This is a genomic window from Streptomyces sp. NBC_00490, assembly GCF_036013645.1.
Lineage (GTDB): Bacteria > Actinomycetota > Actinomycetes > Streptomycetales > Streptomycetaceae > Streptomyces > Streptomyces canus_F.
The window spans coordinates 3885522-3903298 of the sequence record NZ_CP107869.1 but is presented as its reverse complement, the minus strand read 5'-3'; the positions used below and the strand labels follow the sequence as shown (position 1 = coordinate 3903298).

Sequence of the window (17777 nt, the reverse complement as noted above, 5' to 3'; positions counted from 1 at the left end):
CAGGTCTACTCTGGATCCGTGCCGGAGGACGTGGGGGGCACGCCGTTCCCTGACGGCTGGGAGCCCGACGACGACCACGACCGCGGGGTGTCGGACGAAGAGTTCGCCTCCGTGGTCTTCGACGAGGCCTTCGTACGAGCGGCCGTGGTGCACGAGCCGACCGCCGTCGAACGCCTCCTGGCCGCCGCGCAGGCGAGAGCGGAGGCCTCCGAGGCCGAGGCCCGCCGGACCCACGGCAGAGGCGAGCGCTACGAGGACGGGTACGGCCCCGACGGGCACGACCGTTTCGGCCATGATCCCGAGCTCGACGAGCTGGACGACACCGATGTCCTGGAGGGCCGCTACGGCGCCCCGGGGACGTACGGCAAACAGGTCCGCTGGCACCGTCCCGTCGCCTGGATGCTGGCCCTCGTGATGGGCATCGGCATGGTCGCGCTGGCCTTCACCGCGGTCTACCGGGGCGCCTCCTCCAACAGCCGGGACCAAGGTCCGTCCGCCCCCGCCTCCACCGGACTGGAGCAGGGCACCGGGTCGGCACCCTCGGCCTCCGCCGACCACTCCCAGCCGGCCATCTCGGCGACCCCGCGGATGCCGTGAGCCTTTACCGGCCCACCGGCTGACGATCCTGGTGAGAACCTGTCAGAAGTTGTCGCGCAGCGGGGCGTTTACCTGAGCTCCCGGAGACCTACTCTGAAGATATGGGAGGGCCTGGAGAACCACCCGAGGGGGCACCCGAGGGCGGCCCCGCTGGTGGAGAGGACGAGTACCGATCCGTCGTCTTCGACGAATCGTTCGTCCGTGCTGCCCGGCTCCAGGAATTCTCCGCGCAGGAGCGCATCGCCGACCACGCGCCCGCCGTCCGCCGCCGTCCACCGGTCCGCCGCGGCGGACTGTCCCGGCAGGCGCTCGTCCTGGTCCTGCTGATCGCCCTGGCCTTCGGCACGGCGATCTACATGGGCGTACGGCACCCCTACGAGAGCCCCGCCGCGATGAGGGATGTCGAAGCGAGCCTCTTCCGGGCGACCGTCGTCCCGCTCGCCCCCGAGGGCAAGGTGCCCGGCGCGACCGACCCCGAGCAGCTGTACGCGCACAGCCCCGCCGCCCGGTTCCGCATCGGCGCCGCGGGGATCACGATGCCCGCCGCCCGTGACACCTCGCACTTCTCCCAGACCCAGGTGTCGAGCGCGCTGGACACCGTCAAGGAGTACCTCGTCCGCTCCGCGCTCTACCCGGAGGTGCTCACCGGCGGGCAGACCCGTCCCGTGCGGGTGCTGCTGCCGGCGGACCAGCACCTCCAGTTCGACGAGAGCCTGAGCCATCCGGCCGCCGACGGGCGCCACACGGTCACCGGATGGCTGGTGCGCTTCGACGCCAAGAGCGTCGAGCTGGCCGACCCGAGGATCCGGGTGCAGGGGACCCTGCGGGCCACCGAGACCGACTCGACGTTCCTCGAGGTCACCGCGGACCACACCTTCGTGTACGCGCTGCGGCCCGTCGGGGCGGGTGCCAAGGCCGAGGCGTCGCTGTTCACCGTGCGGCGCGAGATGCGGTTCCGCTTCGACCACAACGACGTGCGCCTGCACCAGGCCCAGCTCACCGTGTCGTACGTCCAGGCCGGGCCGATGTCCTGCGGGGGCGACGTGGCGGAGGTGCTGAGTCCGCTGCTGGCCGGCCAGACCGCGAAGACGGGCGGGCCGGCCGGCACGGATCCGTTCGCCACGGATCGGGCGACGGCGGTGTGCGGGACGTTGGCCACTGGGGCTCAGCCGAAGGTTTGACGCCATTTCGCATTAGGGGTGCGGTTGTGCGGCGGCTGCGGGCCGTCAGTGGTTGCTCGCGCAGTTCCCCGCGCCCCTTTGGGCGTCTTCAGCGGCCGTCAGTTGTCATTGCGGGGCGGTGTGTCCGTGTCCGTCGGAGGCTGGTCGTCCCTTGTGGTCGTGGTCGTGAAGCCGCCGAAGCCTCGGCGGACGCGGCCGCCCAGGTCGCCCGCGCCGCCGGCGATGTCGCTGACCAGCTTCATCAGGGGGTCCTTGGAGCTCTTCACATTGCTCGCGTAGCTGGCCGCCGACTCACGGAAGGAGTCCGTGACCGAGGTGTCCTTGTCCTCGGTGCGGCGCGGGTAGTGGCCGTCCATGATCCGCTGGTAGTCGCGGGACTCGGCCCACTTCTTCAGCTCGGCCGCCCGCACGGTGGTGAAGGGGTGGGAACGCGGCAGCACATTGAGGATCTTCAGCACGGAGTCGCGCAGATCGCCCCCGGCCTCGTACTCCTCGGCCTGCTTCAGGAACGCGTCCACGTTCATCTCGTGCAGATGGTGGCCGCCCGCCAGCTTCATCAGACCCCGCATCGAGGCCCTCAGGTCCTGCCCCACCAGCAGCCCCGCCCGGTCCGCCGACAGCTCCGACTTGCGGAACCACTCGCGCAGCGCGGTCACGATCGCCATGATCGCGAGGTTGCCCAGCGGGATCCACGCCACCCGGATGGCGAGGCTGGTCAGGAACAGCAGGATGGTCCGGTAGACCGCGTGGCCGGACAGGGCGTGCCCCACCTCGTGCCCGACGACCGCCCGCATCTCCTCCTCGTCCAGCAGATCGACGAGGCCCGTGGTGACGACGATGATCGGCTCGTCCAGGCCGATGCACATCGCGTTCGGCTTCGGGTCCTGGCTCACGTACATCGGCGGGACCTTCTCCAGGTCCAGGATGTAACAGGCGTCCCGCAGCATGTCGTTGAGGTACGCGAACTGCTGGTCCGACACCCGTACGGAGTCGGACAGGAACAGCAGCCTCAGGCTCCGCTCGGGCAGCAGCCCGCTGAGCGCCTTGAAGACCGTGTCGAACCCGCTCAGCTTCCGCAGCGCCACCAGGGCGGAGCGGTCGGCAGGGTGCTCGTACGCACGCGAGGAGATTCCGGGGAAGCGCCTGCGCTGCCTGCTCGGCACGTTCTCGTGCCCGTTCTGCTCGTGCCCGTTCTGCTCGTGTCCGTCGTCGGACATGTCTTCCCCCATGTGCGTGAGAGTGACCCTTTGCGGACCCTTGTGCGGTCCTTTGCGCCCCCGAAGCAGAGCCCAGCCTAGGCGGAGATACGGTGGACGGGCAGTACAGCGAAGGAGTCCCGTCATGGAGCACAACCCCGCGTCCGCCTGGCTCGCCGGAGCCGCGGGCGCAGCCGAGCAGCAAGGGGCCGGAAACCTGCTCCGGGTCGTACTGGTCGTGATGCTGGTGGGCTGTGCCCTGACCGCGTGGTTCCTGCTGCGTGGCTACAGGCAGAAAGACGACTGAAAGAGCGCGGAAGTTCCCTCGCGGCGGAGTCGGCGTGATCGGCGCGGAGCCGCCCGCTTACGATGGGCCGACATCTTTATCCCGCCCACCGGATAGGTCCTGCCGAAGATGAGCTTCCACAGCGCCGCAGCCCAGTTGGTCACCCTTGCCGCCGAGGGCGAGGAGCACGGCGGCAACCACGAGAGCCTCAACCCCCTTCTCACCGGTGGCGGCGCTTTCGTCGTCCTGCTGCTCCTGCTGTGGATCACCACCCGCTTCAACCGCGACCGCTGAGGCACCCGGTGCCCATAACAGGGCACTCCGGGCCTCCTCCGACCGGTGTCCTCAGGACGGGCCGGTAGGGTCTGCACGCATGGGAGAGCAGGACATGCCTACCGGCCCGGGCAACGCCCCGTCGAACCCCGGCAAGCGCCGCCTCGGCGTCATGGGCGGAACGTTCGACCCGATCCACCACGGGCACCTCGTGGCGGCCAGTGAGGTCGCCGCGCAGTTCCACCTGGACGAGGTGGTGTTCGTGCCGACCGGGCAGCCGTGGCAGAAGAGCCACCGCAGCGTCTCGCCGGCCGAGGACCGCTATCTGATGACGGTCATCGCGACCGCCGAGAACCCGCAGTTCTCGGTGAGCCGGATCGACCTCGACCGGGGCGGTCCCACCTACACCGTGGACACCCTGCGCGACCTGCGTGCGCTCAACCCCGACACGGACCTCTTCTTCATCACCGGCGCCGACGCTCTCGCCCAGCTGCTGACCTGGCGCGACACCGTGGAACTGTTCTCCCTGGCGCACTTCATCGGGGTCACCCGCCCCGGCCACCACCTCACGGACGCGGGGCTCCCCGAGGGTGGTGTCTCCCTCGTGGAGGTGCCCGCGCTCGCCATCTCCTCGACGGACTGCCGTGCGAGAGTCGCCAAGGGGGACCCCATCTGGTACATGGTGCCGGACGGAGTCGTGCGCTACATCGACAAGCGCGAGCTGTACCGCGGCGAGTGAGCCGAGAGGGGCACCGGTGAACGACCGATACGACGCGGGACACGGCGGCGACCACGACGACCGGTACGAGCTCGTCGGCTACGACGAGTACGGCCGGCCCATCTACCAGCCGGCCGCCCAGCAGCAGCCGCAACAGCAGCCGTACGACCCGTACGCACAGCAACAGGGCTACGGCTACGACCCGTACGCGGCGGGCGGACAGCAGACAGGGCAGTACCCCGGGCAGTCGTACGACCCGTACGGCACCGGTCAGCAGGCTCCCGTGCCGTCCTACGACCCGTACGGGAACGGAGCGGCGCAAGGAGCGCCCGGGGCGCCCGGGACGTCGTACGACCCCTACGGCCACGCCGCCGCGAGCGGGCAGCAGCCCCGGGTCGCCGAGCAGACCGCCTACATCCCGCAGCAGGCCGGCCCGGCCGAGGAGACCGACGTTGCCGCCGGTGACGGCCGGTCCGAACGCGACTACGCGACCGGGCAGTTCGCCTTCGTCGAGGAGCCGGACACCGACTCCGAGGACGTCATCGACTGGCTGAACTTCACCGAGAACCGCACCGAGCGGCGCGAGGAGGCCAAGCGCCGCGCCCGCAGCCGCCTCGTCGCCCTCGTCGTCGTCCTGGCGCTGACCGCGGTCGGCGGCGTCGGCTACCTCTGGTACGCCGGGAAGCTGCCCGGCCTGTCCTCCTCCGACTCCAAGACGGGCACGGCCACCTCCGCGGCCGCCCAGAAGCGCGACGTGATCGTCGTCCACCTGCACAACACCAAGAAGGGCGGCACCTCCACGGCGCTGCTCGTCGACAACACCACCACCGAGCAGGGCACCACGGTCCTGCTCCCCAACTCCCTCGCCGTGGCCGACGACGACGGCTCCACGACCACGCTCGCCAAGTCGGTCGAGGACGACGGCTCCTCCGGCACCCGCGAGGCCATCGACACGGTCCTCGGGACCGAGATCCAGGGCACCTGGCGCCTGGACACCCCCTACCTGCAGAACCTCGTCGACATCATCGGCAACATCGAGGTCGACACCAACGCCGACGTGCCCGACCCGGACGGCAAGAAGGGCACCGCGCCCCTGGTGAGCAAGGGCAAGGACCGGACCCTCGGCGGCAAGGCGGCCGTCGCCTACGCCACCTACCGCGCCTCCGGCGAGGCCCAGAACGCCCAGCTGGAGCGGTTCGGGCAGGTCATGCAGGGCGTGCTGCGCAAGGTGTCCTCCGACGCGCAGGGCGCCACGGTCACCGTCCAGACGCTGGCACAGATCCTCGACCCCTCGCTCACCGACAAGGACCTCGGCACCTTCCTCGCCAAGCTCGCTGACCTCGCCAAGGGCGGCGACTACAAGACCGCCCTGCTGCCCGTCCAGACCGACGGCACGCTGAGCGCCCAGGCCAGCGACAGCGTCGTCAAGGACGTCCTCGGCGGCACCGCGAAGAGCCCCGACAAGGATGCCGCCGTCCGCGTCTCCGTCCAGAACGCCAGCGGCGTCAAGGGCAACTCCGAGAAGGCCCGCATCGTGCTCCTCAACGGCGGCTTCACCTTCCTGGAGGGCGGCACCGCGTCCGCCGCCCGGAGCGCCTCCGAGGTCGTCTACACCGACGCCGCCGACAAGGAGAACGCCACCGAGGTCGCCAAGACCCTGGGCCTGCCCACCAGCGCCGTCACCAAGGGCAAGACCTCCTCCAACGCGAACGTCTCCGTGGTCCTCGGCCAGGACTACGAGCCCTCGGCGTCGTAACCGGCCGGAAGACCGGCGGGAACCGGGTCACAGGGCCGGGTCGCGGACGTCCGCGACCCGGCCCCACGGCGTGATCGTCAAAGGAATGGGGAGCCGTCGGCGGTCCGTGAGACCCTTGATGTCAAGTGACCGCCGACCGAAAGCCGTGTAGTGACCGCCACTGACCGCTCCATCGAGCTCATCCACACCGCCGCACAGGCGGCCGCCGACAAGCTCGCGCACGACATCATCGCCTACGACGTCAGCGACGTACTGTCGATCACGGACGCCTTCCTGCTGGCCTCCGCGCCCAACGACCGCCAGGTCAAGTCGATCGTCGACGAGATCGAGGAGCGGCTCCAGAAGGAGCTCGGCGTCAAGCCGGTGCGCCGCGAGGGCGACCGCGAGGCCCGCTGGGTCCTGCTCGACTACGTCGACATCGTCGTCCACGTCCAGCACAGCGAGGAGCGCGTCTTCTACGCCCTGGAGCGGCTGTGGAAGGACTGCCCCGAGCTCGACCTGCCCGAGGACGCCAAGGCCACCCGCGGCAAGGCCGAGGAGCACGCCAAGCTGAAGGCCGCCGAGGACGCCGAGGACCTCGGTGGTGACTGGCGATGAGCGCCACCGGTGAGGTGACGGCAGGGCGGCCCGGCCGGGGCCGCCGCGTCATCCTGTGGCGGCACGGCCAGACCGCCTGGAACGTGGAGCGCCGCTTCCAGGGCACCACGGACGTGGAGCTCACCGAGACCGGCGTGGCCCAGGCCCGCCGGGCCGCCCGGCTGCTCGCCTCCCTGGAGCCCGACGCGATCGTCGCCTCGGACCTCAAGCGGGCCGCGAACACGGCCGCCGAGCTCGCCGCGCTCACCGGTCTCGACGTCAGCCACGACGAGGGCCTGCGCGAGACCTACGCGGGCGTCTGGCAGGGGCTGACGCACGACGAGATCATCGCCGCGCACGGTGAGGAGTACGCCGCGTGGAAGCGCGGTGAGCCGGTCCGCCGCGGCGGCGGCGAACTGGAGAGCGAGGTGGCCGACCGCGCCGCCCCCGTGGTGACCCGGCACGCCGACAAGCTCCCCGACAACGGCACGCTCGTCGTGGTCAGCCACGGCGGCACGATCCGCACCACCATCGGCCGGCTCCTCGGTCTGGAGACCCGGCACTGGGAGAGCCTCGGCGGCCTCTCCAACTGCTGCTGGTCCGTCCTCGGCGAAGGTGCCCGCGGCTGGCGTCTCCTCGAGCACAACGCCGGCACGCTGCCGGAACCGGTGCTCGGCGACGACGACTGAGCGGATTTCACTTTCTGGCAGGTCGCAGGCTAAAGTTCTTCTTGTTCGCCCCGCCGAGCGGGAAGAACTCAGCAAGGGGCTATAGCTCAGTTGGTAGAGCGCCTGCATGGCATGCAGGAGGTCAGGAGTTCAATTCTCCTTAGCTCCACAGACGAAGATCCCGTCCTCACAGGGCGGGATTTTTCATTGCCGTCAACAGGGCCGTGCGCTGTGCCGTCTGCTCGTCGTCCGGTGTGTAGACGACGATCCGGCACTCCGGCATCCCATGGATCGACAGCGACAACGAGGTCATCCGCAGTTCGCCCACCGCCGGATGCCGGAAACCCTTCACCCGCCGTCCCGGCTCCGCCACGTCGCCGCTCTCCCACAGCCGGGCGAACAGCGGGCTCACCCCGGACAGCTTGCGTATGAAGTCCTCCCAGACCCGCTCGCCGGCATGCAGTCCGTAGGCGGCGCGCAGGGTCGCGACCATCACCGGCAGCTCCGTCTCCCGGAACATCAGCGGGCAGTCCTCGTCCGACGCGGTGAATATGGCCCACAGGGCGTTCGGCAGGCGGCCGCTGGGCTGTCTCAGCGGTACGCCGAACAGGGTCCGGTAGACCTCGTTGGCGGCCACGATGTCGAACCGGGAGTTGTAGACCACCGCCGGGCGCGGTTCCAGGGCGTCGATGATGCCCTGGACCTCCGGGCCCACGGACTGCGCGACGGCCTCCGGCGCGGAGGAGTACGGCACTTCGGCCAGGTGGTACAGATGCTCACGCTCGGGCGGATCCAGGCGCAGGGTGCGCGCCACGGCGTCCAGGACCTGCGCGGAGGCGTTGATCGGGCGGCCCTGCTCCAGCCAGGTGTACCAGGTGATCCCGACCCCCGAGAGCTGGGCGACCTCCTCGCGGCGCAGTCCCGGCGTACGGCGGCGTAAGCCCGGCGGCATCCCCACGTCCGCCGGCGTCACCCGGGCGCGCCTGGTGCGCAGAAACGCGGCCAGCTCGGGTCGGCGGCGCTGTGTCGTCCCCATCGTCACATCCCCCATCCTCGCCGCCCGGCCCGTGCCCTGCCAGGTGCTGTCAGTACCAGCATCGGTGGGCTCTCGGCACCCGTACCGCGCTGGCGTCACGCTCGACGGCATGACGACAACGCCCCGTTCCGGAGCGGGTATCGCACCCGTTCCAAGTCCTGCGACCAGTCAAACACCCGGCACTGACAACGGGCCCCGGCCGCTGCTCGCGGTCGTGCTCGCCGCCACGTTCATGGCCCTGCTCGACGTCTTCATCGTGAACGTCGCGGCTCCCACCATCGGTTCCGAACTCCGCGCCTCGGGTGCCGAGTTGCAGCTGGTGGTCGCCGGATACACCATCACCTACTCCGTGTTGCTGATCACCGGTGCCCGCCTCGGCGACCGGTACGGCCACGGCCGGGTCCACCTCGTCGGGATGGGCCTGTTCACCGCCGCCTCGCTCGCCTGCGGCCTGGCGCAGGGCGCCCCCGAACTGATCGCCTTCCGGCTGGTCCAGGGCATCGGCTCGGCCGTGATGATCCCGCAGGTGCTCAGCCTCATCCAGCGGAACTTCGTCGGCGAGGCCCGGGTGAAGGCGCTGGGCGCGTACTCGGCGGTCCTCGCGGTCGGTGCCGTCGCCGGACAGATACTCGGCGGAGTCCTGGTCAGCGCCGACCTGTTCGGCACCGGCTGGCGGCCGGTGTTCCTGGTGAACGTGCCCGTGGGCGTCGTCCTCCTGATCGTCGGACGCCGTGTGCTGCCGCGCGACCACGGCGGCGAGCGCCGGCGCGGCCTGGACCTGCCGGGCCTGGTCCTGCTCGGTGCGGCCGTGTCGCTGTTCACCGTGCCGCTGGTGCTGGGGCAGGAGGAGGACTGGCCGCTGTGGTCCTGGCTCTCGCTGGCCGCCGCCGCGGTGCTGTTCACGGTGTTCTGCGCGTACGAGGCCCGGCTCGCCCGGCGCGGCGGCGATCCGCTGATCGCGCCGAGGGTGCTGCGGCATCCGGGCATGGGCCTGGCCGTCCTGCGCATCATGGCCGTCATGGCGGTCAACGGCGGCTTCCTGTTCGTGCTCACGCTGCACGTCCAGGGCGGTCTCGGCTACAGCGCCCTGCGCGCCGGCCTGACCTTCGCGCCGACCGCGGTCGTCTTCGGCCTGGTCGGCCTGACCTGGCGGAGGTGGCCCGCGGCCTGGCAGCGCGCGCTGACGCCGGCCGGGTTCCTGATCACCGCGCTGTCCGTGGCCGGGGTCGGTCTCGCGCTGGAGGGCGGCGGTGACGGCGGGGTGTGGGCACATGTCGCGTACGCGTGCGTGGGTGTCGGGCTCGCGCTGGCCTTCAGCCCCACGTTGACCAGGGCGCTGGCCACGGTGCGGCCCGAGGACGCGGCGGACGCCAGCGGGCTGCTCGCCACGGTCACCCAGCTCGGTCAGCTGACCGGAGTCGCCGCGTTCGGCACACTGTTCTTGAACCGGCTTGAGTCACTCGGGGCTTTCGAGGCGTATACCTCTGCGGAGGCGCTCTCGGCGTGCATGTTCGCGCTGGCCGGGACGGCGGCGGTGGGTGCCGTGTCCGGACTGGTACTGAGGCGTCGCTGACCGTATTGGTCCGGCCGTGGCAGAATCAAACGGCCGGAAGGGGGCGCGGCCCGACGGGAGGGAGCAGTGATGCCTGCGAGCATCCTCAAGGAGGTGGGCCACCTCCTTGAAGCAGCGTCGACACGGGATACGGTCACCCGGCTCACCTGCCCTTCCTGCGGTTCCCTCCATGTCGCCCAAGTCCTCGGTGACAACGGCGGGATTTCCTACGTGTGCACGGCCTGCGGCCACAGCTGGAGCTGATCGATGGGTGCACACAGGCGAAAGTGCGACTGGTGCGGCAGCGGGACGCCGATCGTGCGGGACATGGAGCCGGTCAATCCCGACTACCAGTACTGGTGCGAGGAGTGCGCGCGGGCGCTGATCATAAAAGGCGACCCGATCGAGACGTACCGTGAACTCGAGGGCGAGCCGATCTACGGCCGGCTCCTCGAGGAACACTGCACGCTCAAACGGTTCTACTCGTTCGTCACTGCGTGAGGCCCGTCGGTGGCGGGCCTCAGGGAAACGATTTGGTGTTCCACCCGGGGGAGCGTGTAATGTTGGCGTCGCCGCCGGGGGGAAACCCACGGGGCCAGCGCAAGGGGCTATAGCTCAGTTGGTAGAGCGCCTGCATGGCATGCAGGAGGTCAGGAGTTCAATTCTCCTTAGCTCCACAGAAAGATCCCGCCCGATCATCCGATCCGGCGGGATTCTTGCGTTTCCAGGGGCAGTTGTCCCGCGTCCCCGCTGACGACGAAGGGGGCCGCCCGATCCGGGCGGCCCCCTTCGTGATGCCGGCTCAGCGCCCCAGTGCGCGGCGGCCGCGGCCCTGGGAGAGGACCGGGAGGTTGCGGGACGCGCTGTTGTCGCGCGGTGCCGCCTCCTCGAGGCGCAGGGCGAGGGCGGGGCAGCGGCGGACCGCGCGGAGTGCCTTCGCCTCGGCGTAACGCGGCACCTGGGCCTGGGCGACGGTGGGGAAGCCGTCGGCGCCGAGTTCGAAGACCTCCGGGAGGATGTCGGCACACAGGCCGTGGCCGCGGCACAGCGTCCAGTCGACGTAGATCTTCTGGCGGCTGGGGCCGTTCTCCTCGGCGCTGGCGCCACTCGGGAGGCCCGCGGGTGTGATGCCGCCCTCGAAGAGCGGCAGAACGCCCTCCACGGGCCGTCCGCAGCCGTTGCCGAGGACATGCGCGGCGAGGTCGTCGGTGAACGCCTTGATGGTCGACTCCAGGAACATCGCGGAGCCGTCCGGGTGCGAGCACGCGCCGCGCCGCTTCACGTTCTTGGCGACCTGCTTGAGGGCCTCCAGGGCGGCCGGGCCGCCGCCGTTGAGGATGTCCTCCAGGCCGCGCGCGGCGGCCGGCAGACCGAGGTAGCAGGGACCGCACTGCCCCGCGCTCTCCTCGGCCAGCCACTTCGCCACCATCAGCGACTCGCCCAGCGGGCAGGTCTCCTGACTGATCGGCAGGATCGCGCCCGCGCCGAGCGCACCGCCCACCGCGTCCAGGGAGTTGCGCGAGACGACCGCCTCGTTGACCGTCGCGGCGTCGATCCACTTGCCGTGGTAGCCGCCGGTCAGCACGCCCTGCGGGACCGGCGGGGCGCCGGCGAGCTGCAGGATGTAGCGCAGCGGCACGCCGGTGGGGGCCTCGATCACCATGGGGCGGGCGACCGCGCCGGAGACCGTGAGCATGACGGTGCCCGGCTCGTCGTACAGGCCGGTGTTGCCGTAGCGCTCCGGGCCGATGCGGGCGGCGATCGCCAGCTGCGCGAACGTCTCCGCGTTCGACAGCAGGGTGGGCGCGCCGCCGACGCCGTTCTGCGAGGCGCTGACCTTGCGGCCGGGCGGGATCGCCGGGCCGCCGTCGATGGAGCGGATCAGTGAGGCCGCCGCTCCGGTGACCATACGGACGGGATTGCGCTGCACGCGCGCGCGGAGCGCCGACCGGCGGCCGTTGCTGAGGCCGCGTTCGGCGAGCGCGGCCTCCATGGACCGCTGGGTGGACTCACGGGTGACGCCCACCACGAGCGTGCGCGCACCCAGGGCCTCGGCGACCAGCAGGGCGCCGTCGAGGATGAGGTGCGGGGCACGGTTGATGAGCACCGTGTCCTTGCGGCAGGCCGGTTCGTCCTCGCTGCCGTTGACGACGACGACCGGGCGCACACCGCGCTTGATGGCCGCCTCGGCGACCGAGCGCAGCTTCTTGTGGAAGGGGAAGCCCGCGCCGCCGCGGCCCTTCAGGTTGATGTTCTCGGCCAGCTTCGCGAGTTGTTCGCCGCCCAGGGGTTCGAGCGGCCCATGCACCTTCAGGTGCATGGGCAGGTCCAGTCTTTCGACAAGGTCGAAACCCGACGTGAGCTGAGGAAGACCGACCACGCGGACTTCTGGGACGTCGGGCAGGGCCTCGTTCACCTATAGCCTCCGGAAGGCATGTTCCAAGGTTCGCCCGAGCCCGGTGTGCCGAAGTCATACGAATCACCGGGCGATGGATCAGTGGCGGGACCGCTGTTGTACGTGTCATTCGGGTAGTACGCGCCGGACGAGTTGTTCGACTCACCGGTGTCGTACACATCACTCGTGCCGTATCCGGATGTGTCCGTATTGCGGTAGGTCGGGATGTTGTATCCGGTGTCCTGGAGCGGGTCGTAGGCCGACGGAGGTGCCTCGCCGACCGGCGGGGGCGACGGGATCGGCCAGCTGCCCGAGGTGCTGCCGCCGGTGTCGTAGCGCGGGATCGCCTCCGTGGCCTGCATGTCCATCGGCAGGTCCATGCGGGCGGTCTGGTCGGCGCCGTAGGACGGCTGCTGCGGGATGCGCGGGGTCGGTGTGACGGCGCGGTAGGCGGCCGCGAAGCCGTTGGCGGGTTCGGGGGCGGGCGGCGCGGGGGCTTCGTAGGACTGGGCCGTACGCGACTGTCCCGCGCGCTTGTTCTCGTAGCCCGGCAGGGCGGACGAGGCCTCCGCGTTCCTGGCGCGGCTCGCGTCCAGCTCCTCGCGGCCCGGGCGCTCCCCGGTGCCCAGGACGGTCTGGATCCGGTCGGCGACCTTGCGCTTGATCGGGCGGGGTGCCGAGCGCAGGGCGAGTGCGCCGATGACGCCGGCCAGCGAGAGGCTGTAGAGGATCACGAAGATCGGCTTGGCCTCGCGGCCCGAGTACAGGCCGTGGACCAGGGCGAAGCACCAGGCCGGGTAGGCCAGCATGTGCATGGCGCGCCAGCGGGCGGCGACCGGGGCCGGGGAGGCGAACTGGCTGCGCAGGGCGCCGGTGATGCCCACGAAGATCATCAGCAGGCCGGCCAGTGATCCCAGGCCGATCAGACCGGCGCTGCCGGTGACGCCGAGTGAGAACGGGATGATCGCCGAGATCAGCGAGGTGTGGTCGAGGGCGACCTTCGTGGTGATGTGCAGCAGCAGGAACGCGATCGAGCCGACCGCCGTCGTCCGGTGCACCGCTTGGCCGATGATCCGCTGCTGCGGATTGAGGAAGATCCGGTCCTGGGCGACCAGGCCCCAGATCACCGAGCAGGTGAGGCAGACGAGGGAGAGCACGCCCGCGCCGAAGTTCAGGAAGTCGCGGACCCTTTCACCTCCGACCAGCACGAACACGGGTATGAAAAGCAGGACGACAGCCGACACCACGCCATAGGCCGAGCGGCCTGTCCTGGGGAGCGAGCTGTTACTACGACGAGCGTTCATGGGGGCAACTCCGAGCAGTTCGGGAAAGCGGTCCCGCTGCCGCACTCTAAGTGGAGCCATACCGATCGGTACGAGGTTTGAGTTATTGCGTTGTTACCAAAGGACTATGCGGTTGTTGTGATGTCCTTTACTAGTCGTTACGCGAAGTAACTTTTGACTCTTGTTCAGTTCTAGGCGGGTGATGTTGGAGTGCTCTGCGGGGTTGGAGCGAACGGCACCCGGTGCCGAAGAGGCATACGTAAGCGCGTCGCGGCTTGCTCAACGGCTGCGGTACTCTGACGCCATGCGTGCCGTACGCCTTCTGCTTAGCGGGCCGCGCTGATCAGTCCCGACCGCCGGGTGAACCGGCTGGGTCGGAATCGGCGCGGCGTCCCCTCCTGTGCGAGGGGATTTTTCGTTTCCTGAACGACACAGCCGCTGGCAGAGACGATCGATGGAGCTTAAGGATCATGAGCGAGACGAACCCCGCTGCCGAGGTGGCCGCGCCGCACCGCTACACGGCCGCCGTGGCGGCCGAGATCGAGGCACGCTGGCAGGACTTCTGGGACGTCGAGGGCACGTACGCCGCGCCGAACCCCAAGGGTGACCTGGCCGGTGACCCGGAGCTGGTCGCCAAGCCCAAGAAGTTCATCATGGACATGTTCCCGTACCCCTCCGGTGCGGGTCTGCACGTCGGCCACCCCCTGGGCTACATCGCGACCGACGTCTACGCTCGGTTCCAGCGGATGACCGGCCACAACGTCCTGCACACCCTGGGCTTCGACGCCTTCGGCCTGCCCGCCGAGCAGTACGCCGTGCAGACCGGCACGCACCCGCGTGTCTCCACCGAGGCCAACATCGAGAACATGAAGGTCCAGCTGCGCCGGCTGGGTCTGGGCCACGACAATCGCCGGTCGTTCGCCACGATCGACCCCGAGTACTACAAGTGGACCCAGTGGATCTTCCTGCAGATCTTCAACTCCTGGTACGACGACGAGGCGAAGAAGGCCCGCCCGATCTCCACGCTGATCGACCGGTTCGAGTCCGGTGAGCGCGCCGTACCGGGACACACGCGCGTGTGGAACGAGCTGAGCGCCGCCGAGCGGGCCGACGTCCTGGGCGAGTTCCGCCTGGCCTACGCCTCCGACGCGCCGGTCAACTGGTGCCCCGGGCTGGGCACCGTGCTGGCCAACGAGGAAGTCACCGCCGACGGCCGCTCCGAGCGCGGCAACTTCCCCGTCTTCAAGGCCAAGCTGCGCCAGTGGAACATGCGCATCACCGCCTACGCCGACCGGCTGCTGGACGACCTGGACGCGCTGGACTGGCCCGAGGCCATCAAGCTGCAGCAGCGCAACTGGATCGGCCGCTCCGAGGGCGCCCGCGTCGACTTCCCCATCGACGGCGAGAACATCACCGTCTTCACCACGCGCCCGGACACCCTGTTCGGCGCCACCTACATGGTGCTGGCGCCGGAACACCCGCTGGTCGAGAAGTTCACGCCGCAGGAGTGGCCCGAAGGCACCCACGACGTGTGGACCGGCGGTCACGCGACCCCGGCCGAGGCCGTCGCCGCCTACCGCGCGCAGGCCGCCTCCAAGTCCGACGTGGAGCGTCAGGCCGAGGCCAAGGACAAGACCGGCGTCTTCATCGGCTCGTACGCCACCAACCCGGTCAACGGCGACCGGATCCCGGTCTTCATCGCCGACTACGTCCTGATGGGCTACGGCACCGGCGCGATCATGGCCGTCCCGGCGGGCGACCAGCGCGACTTCGAGTTCGCGCGCGCCTTCGAGCTGCCGATCCGCTGCATCGTCGAGCCGACGGACGGCCGGGGCACCGACACCTCCACGTGGGAGAACGCCTTCGCGTCCTACGACGCGAAGATCATCAACTCCAGCGGTGAGGGCGTCTCCCTGGACGGCCTGGGCGTCGTCGAGGCCAAGGCGCGCATCACCGAGTGGCTGGAGCGCTCCGGCGTCGGTGAGGGCACCGTCAACTTCCGGCTGCGCGACTGGCTGTTCAGCCGGCAGCGCTACTGGGGCGAGCCCTTCCCGATCGTCTACGACGAGGACGGCATCGCCCACTCGCTGCCCGAGTCGATGCTGCCGCTGGAGCTGCCCGAGGTCGAGGACTACTCGCCGCGCACCTTCGACCCGGACGACGCCGACACCTCCCCCGAGACGCCGCTGTCGCGCAACGCGGACTGGGTGAACGTCACCCTGGACCTGGGCGACGGGCGCGGTCCGCGCAAGTACCGCCGTGAGACCAACACCATGCCCAACTGGGCCGGTTCCTGCTGGTACGAGCTGCGCTACCTGGACCCGCACAACAGCGAGCAGCTGGTCGACCCGGAGATCGAGCAGTACTGGATGGGCCCGCGCGAGGGCCAGCCGCACGGCGGTGTCGACCTGTACGTCGGCGGCGCCGAGCACGCGGTGCTGCACCTGCTGTACGCGCGCTTCTGGTCCAAGGTGCTGTTCGACCTGGGGCACGTCTCCTCCGTGGAGCCGTTCCACAAGCTTTTCAACCAGGGCATGATCCAGGCCTTCGTGTACCGCGACAGCCGTGGCATCGCGGTGCCGGCCGCCGAGGTGGAGGAGCGCGACGGCGCGTACTACTACCAGGGCGAGAAGGTCTCCCGGCTGCTGGGCAAGATGGGCAAGTCTTTGAAGAACGCCGTCACTCCGGACGAGATCTGCGAGGAGTACGGCGCCGACACCCTGCGCCTGTACGAGATGGCCATGGGCCCGCTGGACGTCTCCCGGCCGTGGGACACCCGCGCGGTGGTCGGCCAGTTCCGGCTGCTGCAGCGGCTGTGGCGCAACGTCGTCGACGAGGCGACCGGCTCGCTGGTGGTGACCGACGCCGAGCCCGACGAGGACACCCTGCGTGCCCTGCACAAGGCCATCGACGGCGTACGTCAGGACCTGGAGGGCATGCGGTTCAACACCGCCATCGCCAAGGTCACCGAGCTGAACAACCACCTGACCAAGGCGGGCGGCCCGGTGCCCCGCTCGGTCGCCGAGTCGCTGGTGCTGCTGGTCGCGCCGCTGGCCCCGCACATCGCCGAGGAACTGTGGCGCAAGCTGGGCCACACGGACTCGGTCGTCCACCAGGACTTCCCGGTCGCCGACCCGGCGTACGTCGTGGACGAGACCGTGACCTGCGTCGTGCAGATCAAGGGCAAGGTCAAGGCCCGTCTGGAGGTGTCCCCGGCCATCTCCGACGAGGAGCTGGAGAAGGTGGCGCTGGCCGACGACAAGGTCGTGGCGGCGCTGGACGGGGCCGGGATCCGCAAGGTGATCGTGCGCGCGCCGAAGCTGGTGAACATCGTCCCGTCGTGAGACGCGGCACCCCCTAGGGGTCCCGTACGGGCAGGTTCGGGGTTCTTCCGGAACTCCGCGCCTGCCCGTTGCGTTTACCGTTGAAGAGCGGCGCGGAACATCGCGCCCGGTCCGAGGAGGAGCATCGTGGAGGCACTGATGGCGATAGTCGCTCTGCTTTTCGTGCTCTTCCTGGTGCTCGGCGTCTACGCCACGGTGAAGGTGGTCGGCGCGGCCAAGCGCGGCGTGGACCGCACCATCACCCAGGCCCGCCGCACGGTCGAGGACCACACACTGCGGGCCAAGTCCTTCGCCCAGCCCGGCGCGGCGGGCGAACTGGCGCAACTGCGGCTGAAGCTGCGCACCTCCATGCGCGCCACCCAGGACGCCCTGCACGCGGGCGTGGCCGAGGACGAGTCCCTCAAGGAGTCCCTCGCCCTCTTCCAGCGCCTCAGCGCCCACGGACACGAACTGGACGGCGAACTCAGGCGCCTCGAGTCCGAACCGGACCGGGCGACGCTCGCCGAGCGACTGCCGGGGCTGCGCGAGCGGACCGAACAGATCACGCACTCCGCGGACTCACTGCGCTGGGCGGCCCGGGACCGCGCCCGCCGCTTCGCGGACGACGACCTGGACTCGCTGAGCTCCCAGATCGACATGGAGGCCGGCGCGCTGCGGCACTGGACGACAGCGGAGCCGACCGAGCCCGCGCAGTCCCCGCCCCCGTGGCCCGAGGCACCCGTCGCCGACGCCACCACGGCCCAGCAGACCTGGCCGGAGACCCCGAAGTCACGCACCACCGACGAACCGACCCGGCCCGCCATCACCCCGCCGGCACAGCGCCCCGCGTACCCGTGGCAGAAGAAGCCCCGTCCCGAGAGCACGACTTGATCCGGTCAAGGCTGTCCCAGGTGCCAGGGGTCGGGCTGCCGCCCTG

General features: G+C 70.1%; 17 protein-coding genes and 2 tRNA genes. 15 read left to right on the top strand and 4 right to left on the bottom strand.

Annotated elements, in window-relative coordinates:
* Positions 1 to 18: 18 nt before the first annotated feature.
* On the top strand, positions 19 to 597 hold the full coding sequence (locus OG381_RS17675) for an SCO2584 family spore wall biosynthesis protein (protein WP_443061907.1): 579 nt from the start codon (positions 19 to 21) through the stop codon (positions 595 to 597).
* A gap of 101 nt (positions 598 to 698) precedes the next feature.
* Positions 699 to 1778 (top strand): SCO2583 family membrane protein, encoded by a 1080-nt coding sequence (locus OG381_RS17670; protein ID WP_327717058.1) that lies wholly within the window; start codon positions 699 to 701, stop codon positions 1776 to 1778.
* Between the two features lie 98 nt (positions 1779 to 1876).
* On the opposite strand, the gene OG381_RS17665 is transcribed toward OG381_RS17670, so the two are convergent.
* Entirely contained in the window at positions 1877 to 2995 is a 1119-nt protein-coding gene (locus tag OG381_RS17665; protein ID WP_327717057.1) for a M48 family metallopeptidase, read from the bottom strand.
* Between the two features lie 124 nt (positions 2996 to 3119).
* Between OG381_RS17665 and OG381_RS17660 the strand changes: the two genes are divergently transcribed.
* The 7 genes from OG381_RS17660 to OG381_RS17630 all read left to right on the top strand — a co-directional run bounded on the left by OG381_RS17660 (position 3120) and on the right by OG381_RS17630 (position 7420).
* Positions 3120 to 3281 (top strand): hypothetical protein, encoded by a 162-nt coding sequence (locus OG381_RS17660; protein WP_266827165.1) that lies wholly within the window; start codon positions 3120 to 3122, stop codon positions 3279 to 3281.
* Between the two features lie 108 nt (positions 3282 to 3389).
* The gene (locus OG381_RS17655; protein ID WP_327717056.1) at positions 3390 to 3554 is read left to right on the top strand and encodes a hypothetical protein; all 165 of its coding nucleotides are present in this window, start codon (positions 3390 to 3392) and stop codon (positions 3552 to 3554) included.
* Between the two features lie 79 nt (positions 3555 to 3633).
* Positions 3634 to 4272, top strand: a complete 639-nt coding sequence (gene nadD / locus OG381_RS17650; protein WP_327717055.1) for a nicotinate-nucleotide adenylyltransferase — start codon at positions 3634 to 3636, stop codon at positions 4270 to 4272.
* 16 nt (positions 4273 to 4288) lie between these two features.
* Positions 4289 to 6007, top strand: coding sequence for an LCP family protein (locus OG381_RS17645; RefSeq protein WP_327717054.1), 1719 nt, complete (start codon positions 4289 to 4291; stop codon positions 6005 to 6007).
* Between the two features lie 150 nt (positions 6008 to 6157).
* Positions 6158 to 6604 carry a ribosome silencing factor gene (gene rsfS, locus OG381_RS17640; RefSeq protein WP_046259938.1) on the top strand — a complete coding sequence of 149 codons (447 nt, stop codon included), beginning with the start codon at positions 6158 to 6160 and terminating at the stop codon, positions 6602 to 6604.
* A complete protein-coding gene (locus OG381_RS17635) occupies positions 6601 to 7272 on the top strand; it encodes a histidine phosphatase family protein (protein WP_327717053.1) in 672 nt (223 codons plus the stop codon). Before rsfS ends, OG381_RS17635 begins: the two co-directional genes overlap by 4 nt.
* A 75-nt stretch (positions 7273 to 7347) precedes the next feature.
* Positions 7348 to 7420, top strand: a tRNA-Ala gene (locus tag OG381_RS17630).
* An 18-nt stretch (positions 7421 to 7438) separates the two neighbouring features.
* On the opposite strand, the gene OG381_RS17625 is transcribed toward OG381_RS17630, so the two are convergent.
* A complete protein-coding gene (locus OG381_RS17625; protein ID WP_327717052.1) occupies positions 7439 to 8287 on the bottom strand; it encodes a helix-turn-helix transcriptional regulator in 849 nt (282 codons plus the stop codon).
* A 109-nt stretch (positions 8288 to 8396) separates the two neighbouring features.
* Here OG381_RS17625 and OG381_RS17620 point away from each other — a divergent pair, with 109 nt between their 5' ends.
* The 4 genes from OG381_RS17620 (at position 8397) to OG381_RS17605 (ending at position 10516) form a co-directional block, all read left to right on the top strand.
* The gene (locus tag OG381_RS17620; protein ID WP_443061906.1) at positions 8397 to 9860 is read left to right on the top strand and encodes an MFS transporter; all 1464 of its coding nucleotides are present in this window, start codon (positions 8397 to 8399) and stop codon (positions 9858 to 9860) included.
* A 69-nt stretch (positions 9861 to 9929) separates the two neighbouring features.
* Positions 9930 to 10103: a hypothetical protein gene (locus tag OG381_RS17615; protein ID WP_107080567.1), complete on the top strand. Its 174-nt coding sequence runs from the start codon at positions 9930 to 9932 to the stop codon at positions 10101 to 10103.
* Positions 10104 to 10106: 3 nt separating this feature from the next.
* Positions 10107 to 10340, top strand: coding sequence for a hypothetical protein (locus OG381_RS17610; protein WP_003976229.1), 234 nt, complete (start codon positions 10107 to 10109; stop codon positions 10338 to 10340).
* A 103-nt stretch (positions 10341 to 10443) separates the two neighbouring features.
* A tRNA-Ala gene (locus tag OG381_RS17605) sits at positions 10444 to 10516 on the top strand.
* Positions 10517 to 10641: 125 nt separating this feature from the next.
* Here OG381_RS17605 and OG381_RS17600 read toward each other — a convergent pair.
* The gene (locus OG381_RS17600) at positions 10642 to 12255 is read right to left on the bottom strand and encodes an NADH-ubiquinone oxidoreductase-F iron-sulfur binding region domain-containing protein (RefSeq protein WP_327717051.1); all 1614 of its coding nucleotides are present in this window, start codon (positions 12253 to 12255) and stop codon (positions 10642 to 10644) included.
* Complete coding sequence (locus OG381_RS17595) at positions 12252 to 13538, bottom strand: cytochrome b/b6 domain-containing protein (protein WP_327717050.1); 1287 nt, start codon at positions 13536 to 13538, stop codon at positions 12252 to 12254. The genes OG381_RS17600 and OG381_RS17595 overlap by 4 nt, the downstream gene beginning before the upstream one ends.
* Before the next feature lie 449 nt (positions 13539 to 13987).
* Between OG381_RS17595 and leuS the strand changes: the two genes are divergently transcribed.
* Positions 13988 to 16861 (top strand): leucine--tRNA ligase, encoded by a 2874-nt coding sequence (gene leuS, locus OG381_RS17590; RefSeq protein WP_327717049.1) that lies wholly within the window; start codon positions 13988 to 13990, stop codon positions 16859 to 16861.
* 138 nt (positions 16862 to 16999) lie between these two features.
* Positions 17000 to 17731, top strand: a complete 732-nt coding sequence (locus OG381_RS17585) for a hypothetical protein (protein WP_443061905.1) — start codon at positions 17000 to 17002, stop codon at positions 17729 to 17731.
* Positions 17732 to 17777 lie beyond the last annotated feature (46 nt).